We start from the raw sequence: 18,908 nt of genomic DNA, 5'->3' as shown, positions 1-18,908 counted from the left end.
GGGAGAGAAATCCTCTGCCGCCAAGAGGGACGGTTCAAGTGGTTTGGACCATGCTCCCGGCCACACTTCTTACCCGGATCCTACAAAGCGTCAGACGCGGCTGGCCGCCCCGCCCGGCTCTCCGCCGGCCGGGCCGGCCAGCAGCTCCGCGAGCTGCACGCAGTTCAGCGCCGCGCCCTTGCGCAGATTGTCGCCGCACACGAAGAACTCCAGTGCGGCCGGGTCGTCCAGGGACCGGCGCAGGCGGCCCACCCAGGCCGGGTCGGTGCCCACCACGTCGGCCGGGGTGGGGAACTCGCCGGCGGCCGGATCGTCGCACAGCACCACGCCCGGCGCGGTCGCGAGGATCTCCCGGGCGCCGTCCACCTCCACTTCGCGCTGGAAGCGGGCGTGCACGGTCAGCGCGTGGGTGGTGACCACCGGCACCTGGACGCAGGTCACCGCGACCGGCAGCGCCGGCAGGCCGAGGATCCGGCGGGTCTCCTCGCGCACGGCCAGCTCCTGCGCCGACCGGCCGTCCGCCCGGGGCGGCCCGGTCCACGGGACGACGTTCAGCGCGACCGGCTCCGGGAAGGGCCCGGTGGCGTCCCCGACGGCCCGCCTGAGGTCCCCCGGCCGGGTGCCCAGCTCGGTCCCGGCCACCAGGGCCAGCTGGGTCCGCAGGGCGTCCACCCCGGCCCGCCCGGCCCCGCTCGCCGCCTGGTACGACGAGACCACCAGCTCGCGCAGGCCGTACTCGGCGTGCAGCGCGCCCAGGGCGACAATCATCGTCAGGGTGGCGCTGTCGGGGCTCGCGACGATCCCGCGCGGGCGGGAGCGCAGGGCGTGCGGATTGACCTCGGGCACCACGAGCGGCACGTCCGCGTCGGCCCGGAAGGCGCCGGAGTTGTCGACGACGACCGCGCCGCGCGCGGCGGCGACCGGGGCCCAGGCGGCGGCGACGTCCGCGGGGACGTCGAACAGCGCGATGTCGACGCCGTCGAAGGCGTCCTCCGTCAGGGCCGTCACCTCGACCTCCACCCCGCGCACGGTCAGCTTGCGGCCGGCCGAGCGCGGGGAGGCGAGCAGCCGGATCTCGCCCCAGACGTCGGCGCGCTGGGACAGGATCCGGAGCATGACCGTGCCGACGGCCCCGGTCGCTCCCACGACCGCGAGCGTCGGCCTGCCGGTCATCGGCCCGTACCCCGGCTCATCGGCCGGTGCCTCCGTAGACGACGGCCTCGTCGGAGTCGGAGTCGAGCCCGAAGGCGGTGTGCACGGCGCGGACGGCCTCGGGCACGTCGTCGGCGCGGGTGACGACCGAGATGCGGATCTCGGAGGTCGAGATCAGCTCGATGTTCACGCCCGCGTTGCTCAGCGCCTCGAAGAAGGCCGCGGTGACGCCCGGGTTGGTCTTCATGCCGGCGCCGACCAGGGAGATCTTGCCGATCTGGTCGTCGTAGCGCAGCGAGTCGAAGCCGATGCCGGGGCGGTTGCGCTCCAGCGCGTCGATCGCCTTGCGGCCCTCGGTCTTCGGCAGGGTGAAGGAGATGTCCGTCAGCCCGGTGGCGGCGGCGGACACGTTCTGCACGACCATGTCGATGTTGACCTCGGCATCGGCGATGGTCCGGAAGATCGCGGCGGCCTCACCCGGCTTGTCCGGCACGCCGACGACCGTGATCTTGGCCTCGGAGGTGTCGTGCGCGACACCGGAGATGATGGCCTGCTCCACCTTCTTGTCCCCAATCGGCTCACTGCTGACCCATGTGCCCTGCAGTCCGCTGAACGAGGACCGGACATGGATCGGGATGTTGTAGCGGCGGGCGTACTCCACACAGCGGTGGAGCAGCACCTTGGACCCGGACGAGGCGAGCTCCAGCATGTCCTCGAAGGAGATCCAGTCGATCTTCCGGGCCTTCTTCACCACACGCGGGTCGGCGGTGAACACGCCGTCGACGTCGGTGTAGATCTCGCAGACCTCGGCGTCGAGCGCGGCGGCGAGCGCCACGGCCGTCGTGTCGGACCCACCGCGCCCCAGCGTGGTGATGTCCTTCTTGTCCTGGCTGACGCCCTGGAAACCGGCGACGATGGCGATGTTGCCCTCGTCCAGGGCCGTGCGGATCCGGCCCGGCGTGACGTCGATGATCCGGGCTTTGTTGTGGACCGAGTCGGTGATGACGCCTGCCTGGCTGCCGGTGAAGGACTGCGCCTCGTGGCCCAGGTTTTTGATCGCCATCGCCAGCAGGGCCATGGAGATCCGCTCTCCGGCGGTCAGCAGCATGTCGAACTCCCGCCCGGCAGGCATCGGAGACACCTGCTCGGCGAGATCGATCAGCTCGTCCGTCGTGTCGCCCATCGCGGAAACGACGACGACAACCTGGTTGCCGTTCTTCTTCGCTTCCACGATCCGCTTGGCGACGCGCTTGATGCCCTCGGCATCGGCTACGGAGGAGCCTCCGTACTTCTGCACGACAAGGCCCACGTGCGCTCCTCGCTCGGTTCGTTTGTGTCGGCTCAGTCTAACGAGCGTCCGAATACCACCACCCTGCTCCCGCATGGTGAGACATCCTCCGCTCCCGTCCGACCCTGCCCAGCGCGCGGCACCCCACTCCGAAAGTGCCCCGGCTCACAGCCGGCCGGCCGCCCCTACGGCGCCGGCCGGATGCCCAGCGGAGCGCCGATCTCCTCGGCCATGACCCGGCCCGCCTCGAACTCCAGCGTCTCGTCGCCGATGTCGGCCTGGTCGGTGTCCAGGCCGTCCAGCTCCTCCAGGGGCTGGTTCAGCCGGACGTGGATGAGGACGGACTGCAGGGCGCGCAGCACCGCCGAGGCCGTCCCGCCCCAGTTGGAGAAGTACGAGAACTGCCACCACCACAGGGCCTCGGTGGTGCGGCCCGCGCGGTAGTGGGCCATGCCGTGCCTGAGGTCGGTGATGATGTCGGCGAGGTCGTCGGAGATCCGGGCCGGCACGGGCGCCTTGCGGGGCTCGTACGGGTCGAAGACCTCGGAGTAGACGTCGACCGGGTCCAGCAGCCGGGCGAAGTTCTCGCGCAGCTCGTCCACGTCCGGCTCGGGGCCCGGGTCGGGCTCATAGCGCTCGTCGGGGACGAAGTCCTCGTGGGCGCCCAGCCGGCCGCCGGCCAGCAGCAGCTGGGAGACCTCCAGGAGGAGGAAGGGGACCGCCGAGCCGGGCTCGGCGCCCCTGGCCACCTCCGTGACGGCCACCAGGAAGCTCTCCACCTGGTCCGCGATCTGCACCGCGAAGTCGTCCGGGTTCTGCGTCGTGGCGTGCAGCGTGGCGTCAGACATCTAGCAGTCGTCTCCCCTCGAAGGCGCGGCCGAGGGTCACCTCGTCCGCGTACTCCAGGTCGCCACCCACCGGGAGGCCGCTGGCCAGGCGGGTGACCTTCAGGCCCATGGGCTTGATCATGCGGGCGAGGTACGTGGCCGTCGCCTCGCCTTCCAGATTCGGGTCCGTGGCCAGGATCAGCTCCGTGACCGTCCCGTCGGCCAACCGCGCGAGAAGTTCCCGTATACGCAGGTCGTCGGGTCCGACGCCCTCGATGGGGCTGATCGCGCCGCCGAGCACGTGGTACCGGCCGCGGAACTCGCGGGTGCGCTCGATGGCGACGACGTCCTTCGGTTCCTCCACCACACAGATGACGGCGAGGTCGCGGCGCGGGTCGCGGCAGATGCCGCACAGCTCCTCCTGCGCCACGTTGCCGCAGGTGGCGCAGAAGCGGACCTTCGCCTTGACCTCCAGCAGGGCGTGCGCGAGCCGCTTCACGTCGGCCGGTTCGGCCTGCAGGACGTGGAAGGCGATCCGCTGCGCGCTCTTGGGACCGACGCCGGGCAGCCGCCCCAGTTCGTCGATGAGGTCCTGGACCACGCCTTCGTACAACGGACTGCCTTTCCTGGAGACCTTTCGGTACGTACGGTAGTTGCCTTCCGCCTCCGCCCGGAAGGCGGCGGGTCGGGCCGGGTCAGAACGGCAGGCCCGGGATGCCGCTGCCGCCGCCCAGACCCTGCGCCAGCGGGCCGAGCTTCTGCTGCTGGAGCGTCTGCGCGTTCTGGTTGGCCGCCTGGACGGCCGCCAGGATCAGGTCGGCGAGGGTCTCGGTGTCCTCCGGGTCCACCGCCTTCGGGTCGATCCTCAGCGCGCGCAGCTCGCCGGCGCCGGTCACGGTGGCCTTCACCAGGCCGCCGCCCGCCTGCCCGTCGACCTCGGTGTTCGCCAGTTCCTCCTGCGCCCGCGCCAGGTCCTGCTGCATCTTCTGGGCCTGCTGGAGCAACTGCTGCATGTTGGGCTGGCCACCGGGGATCACGATCAGCTCCTCGCCGTCTTCCGGGTCGTCGTCTCCGACGATTTCTCAGTCGTCAACGAGCCTACGTGGTCCACGCGGTCCCCGCCCTGCCACTCTTTCGAGTGAGAAAGACGGCTGTCCTATACCTGATCAAGGCCCCCTTCCGGGCGGAAAACCGGGGAAACCTCCCTCTCCGCCACCCGTTGGGCGGTAGGAAGGTGGCCGCGCGTCGGCATGGAATGTCACGGAACGCGACCGGTCGTGATCAGTAGGGAGTGCCGGGTGGGTCAGCCGGAGATGCAGCCCGAGGGTCCGCCTCAGGACGGGCGGGGCGAGGGCGCGGCCGGGCTGCGGCCGGGCGATCTGACCGGGCGGACGTTTCCGCTCGGGGACTGGGGCGAACCTGCCGAGCGGCTGGACGAGCTGTACCGCTGGGTGGAGCGCCGGGGCCTGGAGACGGCCGCCTGGTACCTGCGGGACCGGTCCTGGAAGCGGCGCGGGGCGCGTGCGCTGCGGGTCACCACGGCGGCGGGGGCGGTGGCCGGGGCGGCGCTGCCGCTGCTGGACCTCACCGGGGTGGCCGCCGGGGCGGCGCCCTGGGGCTGTCTGGCACTGCTGCTCGCGGGGGCCGGCGTGGGTGTCGACCGGTTCTTCGGGTGCACGTCCGGCTGGATGCGGGACGTGGCCACCGCCCAGGCGGTGCAGCGGCGGCTCCAGGCGTTGCAGTTCGACTGGGCGGCGGAGAGCGTGCGCGAGGTGCTGGGCCCGGCGGAGGGCACCGCGAGCGAGGCGGCCGAGCGGTGCCTGACGGTGCTGCGCCGCTTCTGCGAGGACATCGCGGAGCTGGTGCGCGCGGAGACGACCGACTGGATGGCGCAGTTCCGCGCGGGGCCGGCCCCGCAGGGCCCGCAGACGGCGGTGGCCGCCGTGCCCCGGCGGGAGACGGGCGGCGCGGGCGGGGGGCGCTTCCCCCTGCCGCCGGCGAGCGGCAGCCGCCCCAACATGCCGAGGCAGCGTCCCCCGGAGCCGCGCTGACCTCAGCCGCAGAGCTTCATCCCCTCCGGGGTCCAGCACGGCACGTGTCCGTGCGTGCGGATGATCCCCTGCCCGTTCCCCCGGGACAGATACGTCAGGAAGCCGGACGTCAGCGAGTCGGCGGGCGGGCTGCCGTAGGTGGAGGCGTACTCGATCTCCCGGTACGGGTAGGCGCTGCGCCCGTGCTCGATCGCGTCCACGGGGGGGGGCGCCGCCGTCGAGACCCTCAGCGGGTCACCGGCGCCGCCGGATCGTCCTTGTGGACGCAGTCGACGGAGGAGTTCGCCGGCTCGCCCCGCCCCAGCACCCGCCGCTGGACGACCTGCCGGGTCCCGGAACCGGCGTCCCGGCTGACCAGGTGAACCGGCACCGGACGCCCGCCGAGCCGCGCCCTTCAACAACCGGGCTGCCGGGGCGGGCGGGTCACTCCTTGCCGTACGTCAGGCTCTCCCCGCCGCTCGCCTTGGCCCGCTTCAGCCGTCCGTCCGGCAGCAGGGTGACCTCGGTGGCCTCGCCCGGGGTGCACGAGGTGGCGGGTTCCCCGGTGGTGACGGTGGACGGCCCGATCGTCAGCGGTCCGTCCTCCGCGGCCACCGCGGTCAGCTCGGCCTCGAAGACACAGTGGTACGACCCGCCGCCCTCGGCCGGCCCGTCCGCGACCAGGGTCAGCACGGTGTCCCCCACCTCGCCCTGCCGGATGGTCAGTTCGCGGGTGCCGGTGCCGGCCGCCCCGCCGAGGGTCGTCCGCCAGGTGCCCAGATAGGCGTCCGGGACGGCCCCGGCGGCGGACGTCCCGGAGGGGCTCGGGGTGGGCGCGGCCGACGTGGCCGTGGGGGCGGCCGAGCCGTCCTCGGGCGTGGAGGCGTGGGTGGGGGCCGTGCCGACCGTGCCGCTGCCCTGGTTCCCGGTGTCGCCGCCGTTCTTCATCAGCGCGTACACCGAGCCGCCCGCGCCCAGCGCCACGACCAGCGCGATCGCGACGAGCAGCGCGGTGGACCGGCCGCTGCGCGGCTCCGGCTCCCCGGGCGGGCCGGCGTCCGGCGGGCCGTACGGCGGTGTGGCGCCGAGTCCGCCGGCATAGGGCTGGTACGACGGCGGCTGCGCCGCCCCGCCCCAGGCCCCGGCCCCGGTCTGCTGCGGGTAGCCGTAGGCCGGGTGGGGGTGCTGCGGGTGCGGCTGGGGCTGCGGAGCCCCGTACGCCGCGCCGAACCCGGCGGGCGCCGCGGGCGGCGGGGTCCGGGGGGTGACGACGGTGGGCAGGGTCAGGTGGCTGCCGGGCGCGGGGGCGCCGCCGTCGGAGACCGGCGCGTGCTCGGGCGGTCCGTCGGCAGCCGGGAAGGACATCCCGGCCCGGGGAGGCATCACCCCGCCCCCTACGGACCCACCGCCGGACACGTCCGGGGCGGGGGGCACCGCCGACGCGGAGGGGGCGGCCGTACCGGCGGGTGCGCCCGGCCGAGGAGGCGTACCGGGCCCGGCGGAGAAAGCGGCACCATCGGCCGACCCCGGCCCGGGGAGGGTGCCCGGCCCGGCGGGGAACGCGGCACCAGAGGGCGTCCCCGATCCGGGAGGCGTCCCCGGCCCGGCGGGCGTCCCCGATCCGGCGGGCGTGCCCGGCCCGGGCGTCCCCCGCCCGGGAGGCATGCCCGGCGCGGAGGGCACCCCCCGCCCGGCGAAGGCGCCCGCACCGGCAGCCGTCCCAGCCCCGGGAACCACACCGGGCCCGGCGGGCACCCCCGGCCCAGGCGTACCAGGTCCGCCGGGCGCCCCAGCCCGAGCAGACGCGTCCAGCCCGGCGGGCACCCCCGGCCCGGAAGACGGCCCCGACCCAGGAGCACCAGGCCCGGCAGGCTCCCCCGACCCACGGACACCAGGCCCGCCGGGCACCCCAGGCCAAGCAGACACGTTCAGCCCAGCGGACACCCCCGGCCCGGAAGACGGCCCCGACCCACGGACACCAGGCCCGGCAGGCTCCCCAGCCCGCGCAGACACGTTCAGCCCAGCGGACACCCCCGGCCCGGAAGACGGCCCCGACCCAGGGGCACCAGGCCCGGCAGGCTCCCCCGACCCACGGACACCAGGCCCGCCGGGCACCCCAGACCAAGCAGACACGTCCATCCCACCGGACACCCCCGGCCCGGCGGACACCCCCGACCCAGGCGTACCAGGTCCGCCGGGCGCCCCAGCCCGAGCAGACGCGTCCAGCCCGGCGGGCGTCCCCGGCCCGGAAGGCGTCCCCGGCCCCGGAGGCGTCCCCGGCGCGGCGGTGGAAGCCGCGCCAGCGGGCGCCCACCATGCGGCAGGCGCGCCCGGTCCGGTGGGGGAAGTCGTCCGGGCGGGCCATTCCGCCCCCGCCCCTTCCCCGGCCGGGCGCGTGCCCGGGTGGTCCCCGCCGGCCCGGCCCGGGTCACGGTGGCCGTCGGCGGCCTCCTCCGGGCTCTCCGCCTCCAGCAGCCGTACGGCGTGCCGGCCGAGTTGGGCGACCAGGGCGCCGGGCAGCCAGGGGTCGCGGGAGCGGCCCCCGGTGACGGTGTCCTCCACCCCGGTCCGCTCCAGGATCGCCTCCAGCGGGGGCCGGTTCGCCGGGTCCTTGCGCAGGCAGTCCCGTACCAGGTCGGCGACGCCCTCCGGCACGCCCGTCAGGTCCGGCTCCTCCTGGGCGATGCGGAACATCAGCGCGTGGACCCCGCTGTCGGCGGTCCCGAAGGGCAGCGACCCGGTCGCCGCGTAGGCGAGCACGGACCCCAGGCAGAACACGTCGCACGCGGCCGTGATGCGGTCCCCGCGCACCTGCTCGGGCGCCATGAACCCGGGCGACCCGACGAGCGCGCCGGTCCGGGTGAGCCCCTCCGCGCCCGAGGCCGCGGACTCCAGCGCCCGCGCGATCCCGAAGTCGATCACGCGCGGCCCGTCGATGGTGACCAGCACGTTCGACGGCTTGAGGTCCCGGTGCACGATCCCGGCCGCGTGGATGTCCTGGAGCGCCTGCGCGAGCCCGGCCGCCAGGATCCGTACCGACCGCTCGGGCAGCGCCCCGTGATCGTGCCCGACGACCCGCTGGAGGCTCGGCCCCGCCACGTACCCGGTCGCCACCCAGGGCACCGGCGCCTCGGTGTCCGCGTCCAGCACCGGCGCCGTCCAGTACCCGCCGACCCGGCGCGCGGCGTGCACCTCCTGCCGGAACCGCGCCCGGAACTCCTCCCGCTCGGCCAGCTCCGCCCGGACGAGCTTCACCGCCACGGTCCGGCCCCGGTCCGACCGGGCCAGGTACACCCGGCCCATGCCGCCCGCGCCGAGCCGCGCCAGCAGCCGGTAGCCCCCGATCGCCGGCGGATCCCCCGGCCCCAGCTTCTCCATCCCCGCGCCGCCTTCCCCCCATAGGTCTGCAACGCCCGACAATAGTGCGCCGGTACGACACCGGGCCCGGGCCCGGTTCCACGGTTCCGTAACAGGAACGGACCGCGTCGCGAACCGGCCACCCCGGGCACCGCCCGGAACGCGCCACACCCGCACCGCGCCGCCGCCCGTCGACAATCTGTCGCGGATTCCCCCCGTCCACGGAACAAGACGCCGATATGCCTTCCGCATCGCGGACATTTACCCTCACCGGCATGACCCCTCAGCCCAGCCCCGAAGCCGGCGCCGCCGTGAAGGCCGCCGACCGTGCGCACGTCTTCCACTCCTGGTCCGCCCAGGACCTCATCGACCCGCTCGCCGTCGCCGGCGCCGAGGGGTCGTACTTCTGGGACTACGACGGCACCCGGTACCTGGACTTCACCAGCGGGCTCGTCTTCACCAACATCGGCTACCAGCACCCCAAGGTCGTCGCGGCGATCCAGGAGCAGGCCGCGAAGCTGACCACCTTCGCGCCCGCGTTCGCCGTCGAGGCCCGCTCGGAGGCGGCCCGGCTGATCGCCGAGCGGACCCCCGGGGACCTGGACAAGATCTTCTTCACCAACGGCGGCGCGGACGCGGTGGAGCACGCGGTGCGCATGGCCCGGCTGCACACCGGCCGCCCCAAGGTTCTCTCGGCGTACCGCTCGTACCACGGCGGCACCCAGCAGGCGGTCACCATCACCGGCGACCCGCGCCGCTGGGCGAACGACAGCGGCTCGAACGGGGTCGTCCACTTCTGGGCGCCGTTCCTCTACCGCTCCCGCTTCTACGCGGAGACCGAGGAGCAGGAGTGCGCCCGGGCGCTGGAGCACCTGGAGACGACGATCGCCTTCGAGGGCCCGGGGACCATCGCCGCGATCATCCTGGAGACCATCCCGGGCACCGCCGGGATCATGCTCCCGCCGCCCGGTTACCTCGCCGGCGTGCGCGAGCTGTGCGACAAGTACGGGATCGTCTTCGTCCTGGACGAGGTCATGGCCGGTTTCGGCCGGACCGGCGAGTGGTTCGCGGCGGACCTGTTCGGCGTCGTCCCCGACCTGATGACCTTCGCCAAGGGGGTGAACTCGGGGTACGTGCCGCTCGGCGGCGTCGCCATCTCCGGCAAGATCGCCGAGACCTTCGGCAAGCGCCCTTACCCGGGCGGCCTCACCTACTCCGGTCACCCGCTGGCCTGCGCCGCCGCCGTCGCCACGATCAACGTGATGGCGGAGGAGGGCGTCGTGGAGAACGCCAGGCGGCTCGGCGAGAGTGTGGTCGGCCCCGGCCTCGCCGAGCTGGCCGCCCGTCACCCGAGCGTCGGCGAGGTGCGCGGCACGGGCATGTTCTGGGCGCTGGAGCTGGTGCGCAGCCGGGAGACCCGCGAGCCGCTGGTGCCGTACAACGCGGCCGGCGAGGCGAACGCCCCCATGGCCGCCTTCACCGCCGCCGCCAAGCGGCACGGGCTGTGGCCGTTCGTGAACATGAACCGCACCCACGTCGTGCCGCCGTGCACCGCCACCGAGGCGGAGCTGAAGGAGGGCCTGGCCGCCCTCGACGCCGCGCTGAGCGCCGCCGACGAGCACACGGTGTGACCGCACGCGGCTGCCGCCGCACCGATTCGAACGCGTAAGGTGGCGTGCTCGTAAGGAAGAGGGACCCGCGGGTGCTCGCGGGTCCTCGCGAGCACCGCACCCGGACGTGTGAGGAGAGGCACGGAGCATGCCCGGAAACGGCCCCGTGACGCGCAGCACCCTGCGCCAGCAGATCGCGGACGCGCTCCGTGACGAGGTGCTGGCGGGACGGCTGCGCCCGGGCCGGGCGTTCACCGTCAAGGAGATAGCCGACCAGTACGGCGTCTCCGCCACCCCGGTCCGCGAGGCGCTGGTCGACCTGTCCGCGCAGGGCATCCTGGAGGCCGATCAGCACCGCGGCTTCCGGGTGCCGGAGTACTCGGTCTCCGACTACCGGCACATGATCGAGGCCCGCGGCCTGGTCACCGACGGCATGTTCCAGGCCCTCACCGCGGGCCACCCCGCCTTCCGCACCCCGCCGGAGGACCCCCGCACCGGCGCGGCCCTGACCACCGTGCGCCGTCGCGGCGAGGAGGCCCAGCGGGCGGCCACGGCCGGCGACCTGACCGTCCTCATCGGCTACGACCTGCGCTTCTGGCGCGAGCTGAGCGCCCTGTTCGGCAACCCCTACCTCGGCGACTTCCTGCACCGGCTGCGCGTGCAGTCCTGGGTCTGCGCCGTGCAGCACCTGCTGCGCCTGCCCGATCTGCGCGGCCGGCTCTGGGACCGGCACACCGAGCTGGTCGACGCGCTGGCCCGGCGCGAGGCGGAGACGGCCCGCGCGATCGTGGCCGACGCGAGCGACCACTCGCTGGCACTGCTGGAACACCTGGCGGGCGGGTAGACGACCGATACCGGCCCACGGGGGAGCGCCCGGGGGCCGCAGCGACTACCCTTCCCTGACCACCCGCTGCCGTGCGTGACGGCGCACCCGCCGATGCGAGGAGCCCTCTTTGGCCTGTGACCTGTGGCTGGTACCGCTCGTGGACGTGTTGTGCCACACCCCGGACAACCCCTTCGCCGAGGAACTCGCGCAGTACGACAAGGCGCTGGCCGAGGCCGGCCTGCCGCCGGTGCCGGTGTACCAGTACATGCCGGGCCTGTCCGGCGATGTCGCCCCGGTCGCCGGTTTCGACTACGACGCCCTGCACTTCCTGCGCCGCGCCTATCTGCTCCAGGTCTGCGGGCTGCCGGTGACACCGGTGGACGAACTGGGCGGCGACTACGAGCAGTTGCTGGAGATGTTCGAGTCGACGGCCCAGCAGTCGCACCTGGTGTGGCACTACGACCACGCGGGTGCCTACGTCCCCGTGGACTTCCCGCACCCGCTGTCCAACGACGAACTCCTGGCGGGCGGCGGCCCCTTGGGCTCCTCGCAGACCCTGCTGCGGGAACTGCAGTACGTGGCCCCCACGATCGGCATCGACCCGGCCAACCCCCCGGCCGCCCCCGCCCCGCCCCCGGCCCCCACGGAGCTGGAGGAACCGGCGGCCGCGCCCCCCTACGACCCCAGCCCCTTCGCCCGGGAACGGCACGTCTGGCTGGGCCTGCACGCGGCCGCGACCCGCTCCCTGGCCCAGGGCTCGATGATCGTCTTCAGCTGAGCCGCGCGGGAGAAGACGGACGCCCTGCCGGCCGGACCGGCAGGGCGCCCCACGAGCGGCGCCCGCTCTACAGGAACGAGTTGATCTCGATCGTCTCGTCGCGGCCCGGGCCCACGCCGATCGCGGAGATCGGGGCGCCGGACATCTCCTCCAGCGCCTTGACGTAGTTCTGGGCGTTCTTCGGCAGGTCGGAGAAGGACTTCGCCTTGCTGATGTCCTCGCTCCAGCCCGGCAGCATCTCGTAGACCGGCTTCGCGTGGTGGAAGTCCGTCTGCGAGTACGGCAGCTCCTCGACGCGCTTGCCGTCGATCTCGTAGGCCACACAGACCGGGATCTGCTCCCAGCCGGTGAGGACGTCGAGCTTGGTGAGGAAGAAGTCGGTCAGGCCGTTGACGCGGGTGGCGTAGCGGGCGATGACCGCGTCGAACCAGCCGCAGCGGCGGTCCCGGCCGGTGGTGACGCCCCGCTCGCCGCCGATGCGGCGCAGCGCCTCGCCGTCCTCGTCGAACAGCTCCGTGGGGAACGGGCCCGCGCCGACCCGGGTCGTGTAGGCCTTCAGGATGCCGATCACGCGGCTGATCCTCGTCGGGCCCACGCCCGCGCCCGTGCAGGCGCCGCCCGCCGTCGGGTTCGAGGAGGTCACGAAGGGATAGGTGCCGTGGTCGATGTCCAGCAGCGTGCCCTGGCCGCCCTCGAAGAGCACGACCTTGTCGTCCTCCAGGGCCTGGTTCAGGACCAGCACCGTGTCGGCGACGTACGGCCGGATCTGCTCGGCGTAGCCCAGCAGCTCCTCGACCACCTGGTCCGCGGCGATCGCGCGCCGGTTGTACAGCTTGGTGAGGATCTGGTTCTTGACGTCGAGCGCGGCCTCCACCTTCTGCTGGAGGATCGACTCGTCGTACAGGTCCTGGACCCGGATGCCCACGCGGTTGATCTTGTCGGCGTAGGTCGGGCCGATGCCGCGGCCGGTCGTGCCGATCTTGCGCTTGCCGAGGAAACGCTCCGTCACCTTGTCGACGGTCACGTTGTACGGCGTGATGATGTGCGCGTTACCGCTGATCAGGAGCTTGGACGTGTCGACGCCTCGCTCGTTCAGACCGCTCAGCTCGGAGAGCAGGACCGACGGGTCGACGACGACACCGTTGCCGATGACCGGCGTACAGCCGGGCGACAGGATTCCGGAAGGGAGGAGGTGCAGTGCGTACTTCTGGTCGCCCACGACGACCGTGTGGCCGGCGTTGTTGCCACCCTGGTAACGCACCACGTAATCGACGGAACCACCGAGGAGATCCGTCGCCTTTCCCTTGCCTTCGTCACCCCACTGAGCACCGAGCAGCACAAGTGCGGGCACGCGCGTACACCCCTTCCGGGCGGGGCATGTCCAAGGTCGGGGGCATGGGCGTAACGTTCACCGCCGCGTACCACCGCGACCGTCTTCGGTCGCACAACCGTCGGACCGGATGCCCCGGAATAGACGAAGCCCCTGGCGCAATAGCGCAAGGGGCTCTTGCACAAAGATGCTACCCGAGGAAGCGAGGCAGGACCGAGGTGGCGACTTCCGCGATGTCCGATCAGCTGCTGGTGATCATCGATCCGGCGGCACGGCAGGCGGACGGGGAGTCCGTACGGATCGCGAAAGACGTGCTCAGCGCGGGTGCGGCGGCCAAGCTGTGCCTGCCGGACGGCCCGGAGGAATTCGCCCGCGCCCTGGGCCGCAGGGGGTCGCGGCGGCCGGTCGTGGTGGGCGACGGCCGGGCCCTGGCGCGGGCCGTCGCCCTGCTGCACCGGCAGGGGGAGCTGGCCGGGTGCGTGCTGTCGGTGGTCCCGGTCGGGGACACCTCGCTCGCCGAGTCGCTCGGGGTGCCCGGCGGCGCGGTGGCAGCGGCGCGGGCCGTGCTGGACGGCACGGCGCGGCGGCTGGACCTGCTGGTCGACGAGGGGGACGACGTGGTGCTGGGCGCGCTGCGCATCCCCTCGGCGCCGCCGCGGCCGCCCGCCGCCGCGCCGGTGCCCCTCTCCGCGGGCCGGCCCTGGTACCGCTCGCTGGTCCGCACGCTCGCCGCCCGGCCGGCCCGGCCGGCCGCCGTGCCCGCCCCGAGCGCGGCCCGGCTGCGGGTGGAGGTCGACGGGGAGCCGGTGGTCGACACGGACCAGCCGGTGGAGGCGGTGTCGGTGACGCCGGGCCCGGCCGGGGTGGCCTCGGTGGAGGTCCGGCCGCTGTCGGTGGGCGCGGAGGCGACCCCGCTGCTGGCCTCCGGCCGCACGGTGACGGTCACCGGGGCGGAGTTCCGCTACCGGGCGGACGCCAGGGTGTCGGGCCCGGTGCGCCGCCGGAGCTGGCGGGTGGTGGAGGGCGCCTGGAGCCTCGTCCTGCCCGCCGACCGCTGACCCGCCGGGCCCCGCCGGGCGGGATCCGTCACGGCTCAGCGCACCTCCACGGCGAGCCCCCGCAGCCCCCTGATGACGAAGTTCGGGCGGCGTTCCGGCTCCGCCGCGAGGGCGAGCGTGGGCGCCCGCTCCAGCAGCGCCGTCAGGGAGGCGGCCAGCTCGATACGGGCCAGGGGGGCGCCGACGCAGTAGTGGATGCCGGCGCCGAAGGAGATGTGCGGGTTGTCCGCGCGGGCCGGGTCCAGGCGGCCGGGGTCGGCGAAGACGGCCGGGTCGTGGTTGGCGGAGCCGAAGAGCAGGGCGACCTCGGCGCCCCTCGGGATCGTCGTGCCGCCGATCTCGATGTCGTCCAGGACCCAGCGTTCGAAGAGCTGGAGCGGGGTGTCGTAGCGCAGCAGCTCCTCGACGGCGGAGGGGACGAGGGAGTGGTCGGCGCGCAGGGCCGCGAGCGGGCCGGGGTGGCGGAACAGGGCGTACCAGCCGTTCACCGTGGCGTTGACGGTCGCCTCGTGGCCCGCGTTCAGCAGCAGCACCACCGTGGAGACCAGTTCCTGCCCGGTGAGGCGGTCGCCCTCGTCGTGGGCCGCGATCAGCGCGGAGACCAGGTCCTCGCCGGGGTCGGCGCGGCGGGCCGCGATCAGCTCCCGGAGGTACTCGGAGAACTCCACCGACGCCCGCACCGCCCGGGCCGCCGTCTCCTCGGACGGGTTCAGCTCGTACATCCCGCAGATGGCCGCCGACCACGGCCGCAGCAGCGCCCGGTCCGCCGCGGGGATGCCGAGCAGCTCGGCGATCACCGCGACCGGCAGCGGCTCCGCCACGTCCGTCAGCAGATCGCCGCCGCCGTCCGCGACCAGGGCGGCCACCAGCTCGTTCGCCAGCCCGTGCACGTACGGTTCGAGCCGCGCCACCGTGCGCGGGGTGAACGCCTTCGACACCAGGCGCCGGATCCGGGTGTGGTCCGGCGGCTCCAGGTCGAGCATCCCGTGGTCGTTGAGGGTGTGGAAGGGCTCGTGCTCCGGCGGGGGCGGGGTCCGGCCGAACTCCTCGTGGGTGAACCGGTGCAGATAGGTGCGGCCGAGCCGGCGGTCCCGCAGCAGCGCCGAGACGTCCGCGTGGTGCGGGACCAGCCACTGGCCGGTCGGCTCGTACTGGATCACCCGGCCGCGGGCGCGCAGCCCGGCGTAGGCCGGGTAGGGGTCGGCGACGAACGCCGGGTCCCAGGGGTCGAAGACAGGGTCCGCAGCAGCTGTCATGAACGGACGCTAGCCCGGCCCGCCCCGGCGTGGCCAGCCTCCGCCCCGGCCCGGGTCGGAGGGCGGCGGGGCGGCGGGGCGGCCGCACCGGACTCGTACCCCGTCGAGACCGATCCCCGTCGGCGGCCGCGAGTCCGGCGTTGTCCGGTGCGCGGGGCCGTCGTGGGGCCCCGGCGCGGCCGCCGCGCGTCCGTCGCGCGGAGGGTTTCCGGCCGTGCGGGGCTCGTTGCCGGGTGGTACTTACGGGTACTACCAGGCCAGTTGGGCGATCTCCTCCGCCACCACCGCGCAGGAGTCCGCCGCCGGGTCGATCAGCGGGAAGTGGCCCACGTCCTCCAGCAGCGTCAGCCCGACCACCTCTCCCGCCTTCGCCGCCGCCTCCGCGTACGCCTCGGCCACCTGGTGCGGCACCACGACGTCCGCCCGGCCCTGGACCAGCGTCGTGGCGATCCCCGTCGGCAGCAGGAGCGCCGGGTCCGCGTACGGGCGGCGCGGGGCGAACCCGTCGTTCCCGCCGAGGAGTTGCCACGCCGCGTGGTCGCAGACCCCCAGCTTCTCCGCCACCTCGAAGTCCGCGATCGGCGCGAGCGCCACGACACCGCGCAGCGGCGCCGGACGGCCGGTGCGCCACGGGGCGTCCGCCGGCAGCAGGTGCCGGGCCGCCGCCCACAGCGCCAGGTGGCCGCCCGCCGAGTGCCCGGTCAGCACCGTACGGCGGGCGTCCGCCTGCGGAAGCGCCTCCCGGACCAGCGCGGGCAGGGCGTCCAGGGCCGCCGCCACGTCGTCGAAGGTGTCCGGCCAGCGGCCTGCGGGCGGCACGCTCCCCCCGCCGTCACCGCCGTGCCCCTCTTCCGCACCACCCCGCCGGTACTCGACGTTGGCCACCGCGAAGCCCCTGCGGGCCAGGTAGTCCGCGAACGGGGTGACATGGCGCCGGTCGTAGCGGGCACGCCAGGCACCGCCGTGCAGGACGACGATCAGCGGGGCGGCCGACACGGGGCCGGTGCCCCCCGGGCCGGGACGCGGGGCGTAGAAATCGATCACCTGGTCGGGGTGGTCGCCGTACGCCGCGGTGACGTCCGGGGCGACCGGCGGGTGGGAGAGGGCCGACTCCTCTTCGGCGGCGGCGCGGGCTAGTGCGGCGTCGTCCGGCATGCTCCAACCTCTCAGCGACGTGACGGGGATGGCGGACCAGGAGGGAAACGGCCGTCGGCCGGGACGGTATCAGGCCGGTGACGTGCGGGGATACGGGCATGTCGCGCACCGGCGGCGGCCCGCGTCCGCACCATGCCCGGCCCTCGCGCCCCGGCCCACACCCGGCACGCGGCCCCCCGGCCCTCGCGCCCGCACCCGACGCCGAGCCCCCTAAGCCAGCTCCTCCCCCAGCACCCGAGCCGCCCGTTCCACGTCACGGAAGCCGACGTACAGCGGGGTGAAGCCGAAGCGGAGGACGTCGGGGTGGCGGAAGTCGCCCACCACGCCCCGGGCGATCAGGCGCTGCATCACCTCGCCCGCGTCGGGACAGCGCAGGGCGATCTGACTGCCCCGCTCCGCGTGCCGTTCAGGGGTCACGCACTCCACCCGGCCCGGCTCGGTGTACGCGGCCACGCACCGCAGGAAGAAGTCCGTCAGCGCCAGGGACTTGGCGCGGACGGCGGTGATGGACACCCCCTCCCACACGTCGAGGGCGGCCTCCAGCGCCAGCAGGGAGAGGATGTCCGGGGTGCCGACCCGCCCCCGCACGGCGCCCGGCGCCGGGGCGTAGGCGGGGCTCATCCCGAACGGCTCGGCGTGGGAGTTCCAGCCGGGCAGCGGGGAGTCGAAGCGGTCCTGCAACTCCTCCCGCACATACAGGTACGCCGGCGAACCCGGGCCGCCGTTCAGGTACTTGTAGGTGCAGCCGACCGCGAGGTCCACGCCGTGCTCGTCCAGGCCCACCGGCAGCGCGCCCGCGCTGTGGCACAGGTCCCACACCGCGAGGGCGCCGGAGGCGTGGATCGCGGCGGTGAGCGCGGGCAGGTCGTGCAGCCGGCCGGTGCGGTAGTCGACGTGGTTGAGCAGCACCGCGGCCGTGCGCCCGGTCAGCGCGCCCGGCACCTCGTCCGGGGTGACCGCGCGCAGGGTGCGGCCGGTCAGCCGGGCCGCCGACGCGGCGATGTAGCCGTCCGTGGGGAACGTCGTCGCGTCGACCAGGAGTTCGTCACGGCCGTCGCCCGCCATGCGGACCGCCGCGACCAGCGCCTTGAAGACGTTGACGCTGGTCGAGTCGCCGACGACGATCCGGCCGGGCCCCGCGCCCACCAGCGGCGCGATCCGGTCGCCGATCCGCTCGGGCGCCGTCCACCAGCCGCTCTCCTCCCAGGAGCGGATGCGCAGTTCCCCCCACTCGCGGCGGACGACGTCCGCCAGCCGGCCGGGGACGTGCGCGGGCAGGGCGCCCAGGGAGTTGCCGTCCAGGTACACGGCGTCGTCGAGGACGAAACGGTCGCGCAGGGACGCGAGTCCGTCCTCGGCGTCCAGCTTCTCCGCGCGCAGGGGCAACTCAGACATGGGACCTCGCCGTCCACAGCTCGGGGAACACGTTCTTGCGGGCGCGCTTCTCCAGCCAGGCCACGCCGGCGGAGCCGCCCGTGCCGGCCTTGGCGCCCATCGCGCGCCGGGTGGCGACCAGGTGGTCGTTGCGCCAGCGCCACACCAGTTCGGCCACATCCGTCAACGCCTCGCCGAGCCGGGCGAGTTCGTCGCCCTGGTCGCCCGCGTAGATCGCGGTCCAGGCGGCCTCCACGGCCGGTGAGGGCTCGTACCGCACGGAGACGTCCCGGTGCAGCACGGCGTCCGGGAGGGCGTGGCCGCGGCGCGCGAGGAGCCGGAGCACCTCGTCGTACAGGCTCGGCTCGTGCAGGGCCTTCTCCAGCTCCGCGTGCACGCGCGGGGCACCGTGGTGCGGTACGAGCATGGAGGCGGACTTCTCGCCGAGCAGGAACTCCAGGCGCCGGTACATCGCCGACTGGAAGCCGGATCCCTCGCCGAGCGCGCCGCGGTAGGCGTTGAACTGCGCCGGGGTCAGCTGCCCGAGCGGCTTCCAGGAGGCGTTCAGGGCCTCCAGCTCCCGCACGGAACGTTTCAGCGCGGCGAGCGCGGCCGGTACGTCGTCCGAGCGGAGCGCGCGGGCGGCCGTCTCCCACTCGTGCACGATGACCGTGAACCACAGCTCCATGACCTGGGTGGTCACCAGGAAGACCATTTCGCCGGGGTCGTCGGAGAGGGTGTGCTGGAGGTGGGTGAGGACGTCGGCCTTGACGTAGTCCTCGTACGGCGTCGTCCCCGCGAAATCCAGGTTCGGGGTCTCGGGCTCAGCGGCCTGATGAGGGTGGTGAGCCTGTTGGGACATCGCTG

The 18,908-nt window shown here is 74.0% G+C and carries 16 protein-coding genes and 2 pseudogenes; 5 read left to right on the top strand and 13 right to left on the bottom strand.

All coding sequences use genetic code 11. The features are described 5' to 3' along the window. Window positions 1–90: 90 nt before the first annotated feature. The 5 genes from ACZ4W9_RS33965 to ACZ4W9_RS33945 all read right to left on the bottom strand — a co-directional run bounded on the left by ACZ4W9_RS33965 (window position 91) and on the right by ACZ4W9_RS33945 (window position 4,304). Entirely contained in the window at window positions 91–1,173 is a 1,083-nt protein-coding gene (locus tag ACZ4W9_RS33965; protein WP_467942266.1) for an aspartate-semialdehyde dehydrogenase, read from the bottom strand. A gap of 16 nt (window positions 1,174–1,189) precedes the next feature. Beyond that, complete coding sequence (locus ACZ4W9_RS33960) at window positions 1,190–2,461, bottom strand: aspartate kinase (RefSeq protein ID WP_318202212.1); 1,272 nt, start codon at window positions 2,459–2,461, stop codon at window positions 1,190–1,192. Between the two features lie 164 nt (window positions 2,462–2,625). Then, window positions 2,626–3,288, bottom strand: a complete 663-nt coding sequence (locus ACZ4W9_RS33955; RefSeq protein WP_467942265.1) for a DUF5063 domain-containing protein — start codon at window positions 3,286–3,288, stop codon at window positions 2,626–2,628. After that, on the bottom strand, window positions 3,281–3,880 hold the full coding sequence (gene recR / locus ACZ4W9_RS33950; RefSeq protein WP_467942263.1) for a recombination mediator RecR: 600 nt from the start codon (window positions 3,878–3,880) through the stop codon (window positions 3,281–3,283). Before recR ends, ACZ4W9_RS33955 begins: the two co-directional genes overlap by 8 nt. A gap of 82 nt (window positions 3,881–3,962) precedes the next feature. After that, window positions 3,963–4,304 (bottom strand): YbaB/EbfC family nucleoid-associated protein, encoded by a 342-nt coding sequence (locus tag ACZ4W9_RS33945; RefSeq protein WP_318202215.1) that lies wholly within the window; start codon window positions 4,302–4,304, stop codon window positions 3,963–3,965. 261 nt (window positions 4,305–4,565) lie between these two features. Between ACZ4W9_RS33945 and ACZ4W9_RS33940 the strand changes: the two genes are divergently transcribed. Further along, on the top strand, window positions 4,566–5,318 hold the full coding sequence (locus ACZ4W9_RS33940; protein WP_467942262.1) for an SLATT domain-containing protein: 753 nt from the start codon (window positions 4,566–4,568) through the stop codon (window positions 5,316–5,318). Between the two features lie 2 nt (window positions 5,319–5,320). Here ACZ4W9_RS33940 and ACZ4W9_RS33935 read toward each other — a convergent pair. The 3 genes and pseudogenes from ACZ4W9_RS33935 to ACZ4W9_RS33925 all read right to left on the bottom strand — a co-directional run. Beyond that, window positions 5,321–5,706, bottom strand: a pseudogene (locus tag ACZ4W9_RS33935) (type 2 periplasmic-binding domain-containing protein); the annotation flags it as partial. 35 nt (window positions 5,707–5,741) lie between these two features. Further along, a complete protein-coding gene (locus ACZ4W9_RS33930) occupies window positions 5,742–6,662 on the bottom strand; it encodes a hypothetical protein (RefSeq protein WP_467942315.1) in 921 nt (306 codons plus the stop codon). A 615-nt stretch (window positions 6,663–7,277) separates the two neighbouring features. After that, window positions 7,278–8,675: pseudogene (locus ACZ4W9_RS33925) on the bottom strand (serine/threonine-protein kinase); the annotation flags it as partial. Between the two features lie 254 nt (window positions 8,676–8,929). Between ACZ4W9_RS33925 and ACZ4W9_RS33920 the strand changes: the two are divergent. From ACZ4W9_RS33920 to ACZ4W9_RS33910, 3 genes are all read left to right on the top strand, one after another. Continuing rightward, window positions 8,930–10,285, top strand: a complete 1,356-nt coding sequence (locus ACZ4W9_RS33920) for an aminotransferase class III-fold pyridoxal phosphate-dependent enzyme (RefSeq protein ID WP_467942261.1) — start codon at window positions 8,930–8,932, stop codon at window positions 10,283–10,285. Between the two features lie 127 nt (window positions 10,286–10,412). Further along, window positions 10,413–11,108 carry a GntR family transcriptional regulator gene (locus tag ACZ4W9_RS33915; RefSeq protein ID WP_467942259.1) on the top strand — a complete coding sequence of 232 codons (696 nt, stop codon included), beginning with the start codon at window positions 10,413–10,415 and terminating at the stop codon, window positions 11,106–11,108. Window positions 11,109–11,217: 109 nt separating this feature from the next. Continuing rightward, window positions 11,218–11,868 carry a hypothetical protein gene (locus tag ACZ4W9_RS33910; RefSeq protein ID WP_467942258.1) on the top strand — a complete coding sequence of 217 codons (651 nt, stop codon included), beginning with the start codon at window positions 11,218–11,220 and terminating at the stop codon, window positions 11,866–11,868. 67 nt (window positions 11,869–11,935) lie between these two features. Here ACZ4W9_RS33910 and ACZ4W9_RS33905 read toward each other — a convergent pair whose 3' ends face one another. Further along, window positions 11,936–13,219: an adenylosuccinate synthase gene (locus tag ACZ4W9_RS33905; protein ID WP_467942257.1), complete on the bottom strand. Its 1,284-nt coding sequence runs from the start codon at window positions 13,217–13,219 to the stop codon at window positions 11,936–11,938. 212 nt (window positions 13,220–13,431) lie between these two features. Between ACZ4W9_RS33905 and ACZ4W9_RS33900 the strand changes: the two genes are divergently transcribed. Continuing rightward, window positions 13,432–14,256, top strand: coding sequence for a diacylglycerol kinase (locus ACZ4W9_RS33900; protein ID WP_467942255.1), 825 nt, complete (start codon window positions 13,432–13,434; stop codon window positions 14,254–14,256). A gap of 35 nt (window positions 14,257–14,291) precedes the next feature. On the opposite strand, the gene ACZ4W9_RS33895 is transcribed toward ACZ4W9_RS33900, so the two are convergent. The 4 genes from ACZ4W9_RS33895 to ACZ4W9_RS33880 form a co-directional block, all read right to left on the bottom strand. Beyond that, window positions 14,292–15,512: a cytochrome P450 gene (locus ACZ4W9_RS33895; protein ID WP_467942254.1), complete on the bottom strand. Its 1,221-nt coding sequence runs from the start codon at window positions 15,510–15,512 to the stop codon at window positions 14,292–14,294. 249 nt (window positions 15,513–15,761) lie between these two features. Further along, complete coding sequence (locus tag ACZ4W9_RS33890) at window positions 15,762–16,667, bottom strand: alpha/beta hydrolase (protein WP_467942252.1); 906 nt, start codon at window positions 16,665–16,667, stop codon at window positions 15,762–15,764. A gap of 210 nt (window positions 16,668–16,877) precedes the next feature. Continuing rightward, window positions 16,878–18,062, bottom strand: a complete 1,185-nt coding sequence (gene kynU, locus ACZ4W9_RS33885) for a kynureninase (protein WP_467942251.1) — start codon at window positions 18,060–18,062, stop codon at window positions 16,878–16,880. Beyond that, entirely contained in the window at window positions 18,055–18,903 is an 849-nt protein-coding gene (locus tag ACZ4W9_RS33880) for a tryptophan 2,3-dioxygenase family protein (protein ID WP_467942250.1), read from the bottom strand. Before ACZ4W9_RS33880 ends, kynU begins: the two co-directional genes overlap by 8 nt. Between the last annotated feature and the right edge of the window lie 5 nt (window positions 18,904–18,908).

The sequence above is a fragment of the Streptomyces sp. NPDC029296 genome (genome assembly GCF_055569255.1).
Note: the sequence above shows the minus strand (reverse complement) of the source record. Positions and strands in the feature narration are given on the sequence as shown.

Excerpts from the sequence above, each read along its gene's own strand:
- ACZ4W9_RS33965 (WP_467942266.1), bottom strand. The coding sequence starts at position 1,173 with ATGACCGGCAGGCCGACGCTCGCGGTCGTGGGAGCGACCGGGGCCGTC.
- ACZ4W9_RS33955 (WP_467942265.1), bottom strand. The coding sequence starts at position 3,288 with ATGTCTGACGCCACGCTGCACGCCACGACGCAGAACCCGGACGACTTC.
- ACZ4W9_RS33930 (WP_467942315.1), bottom strand. The coding sequence starts at position 6,662 with ATGTCCTTCCCGGCTGCCGACGGACCGCCCGAGCACGCGCCGGTCTCC.
- ACZ4W9_RS33920 (WP_467942261.1), top strand. The coding sequence starts at position 8,930 with ATGACCCCTCAGCCCAGCCCCGAAGCCGGCGCCGCCGTGAAGGCCGCC.
- ACZ4W9_RS33915 (WP_467942259.1), top strand. The coding sequence starts at position 10,413 with ATGCCCGGAAACGGCCCCGTGACGCGCAGCACCCTGCGCCAGCAGATC.
- ACZ4W9_RS33900 (WP_467942255.1), top strand. The coding sequence starts at position 13,432 with ATGTCCGATCAGCTGCTGGTGATCATCGATCCGGCGGCACGGCAGGCG.
- ACZ4W9_RS33895 (WP_467942254.1), bottom strand. The coding sequence starts at position 15,512 with ATGACAGCTGCTGCGGACCCTGTCTTCGACCCCTGGGACCCGGCGTTC.
- ACZ4W9_RS33890 (WP_467942252.1), bottom strand. The coding sequence starts at position 16,667 with ATGCCGGACGACGCCGCACTAGCCCGCGCCGCCGCCGAAGAGGAGTCG.
- kynU (WP_467942251.1), bottom strand. The coding sequence starts at position 18,062 with ATGTCTGAGTTGCCCCTGCGCGCGGAGAAGCTGGACGCCGAGGACGGA.
- ACZ4W9_RS33880 (WP_467942250.1), bottom strand. The coding sequence starts at position 18,903 with ATGTCCCAACAGGCTCACCACCCTCATCAGGCCGCTGAGCCCGAGACC.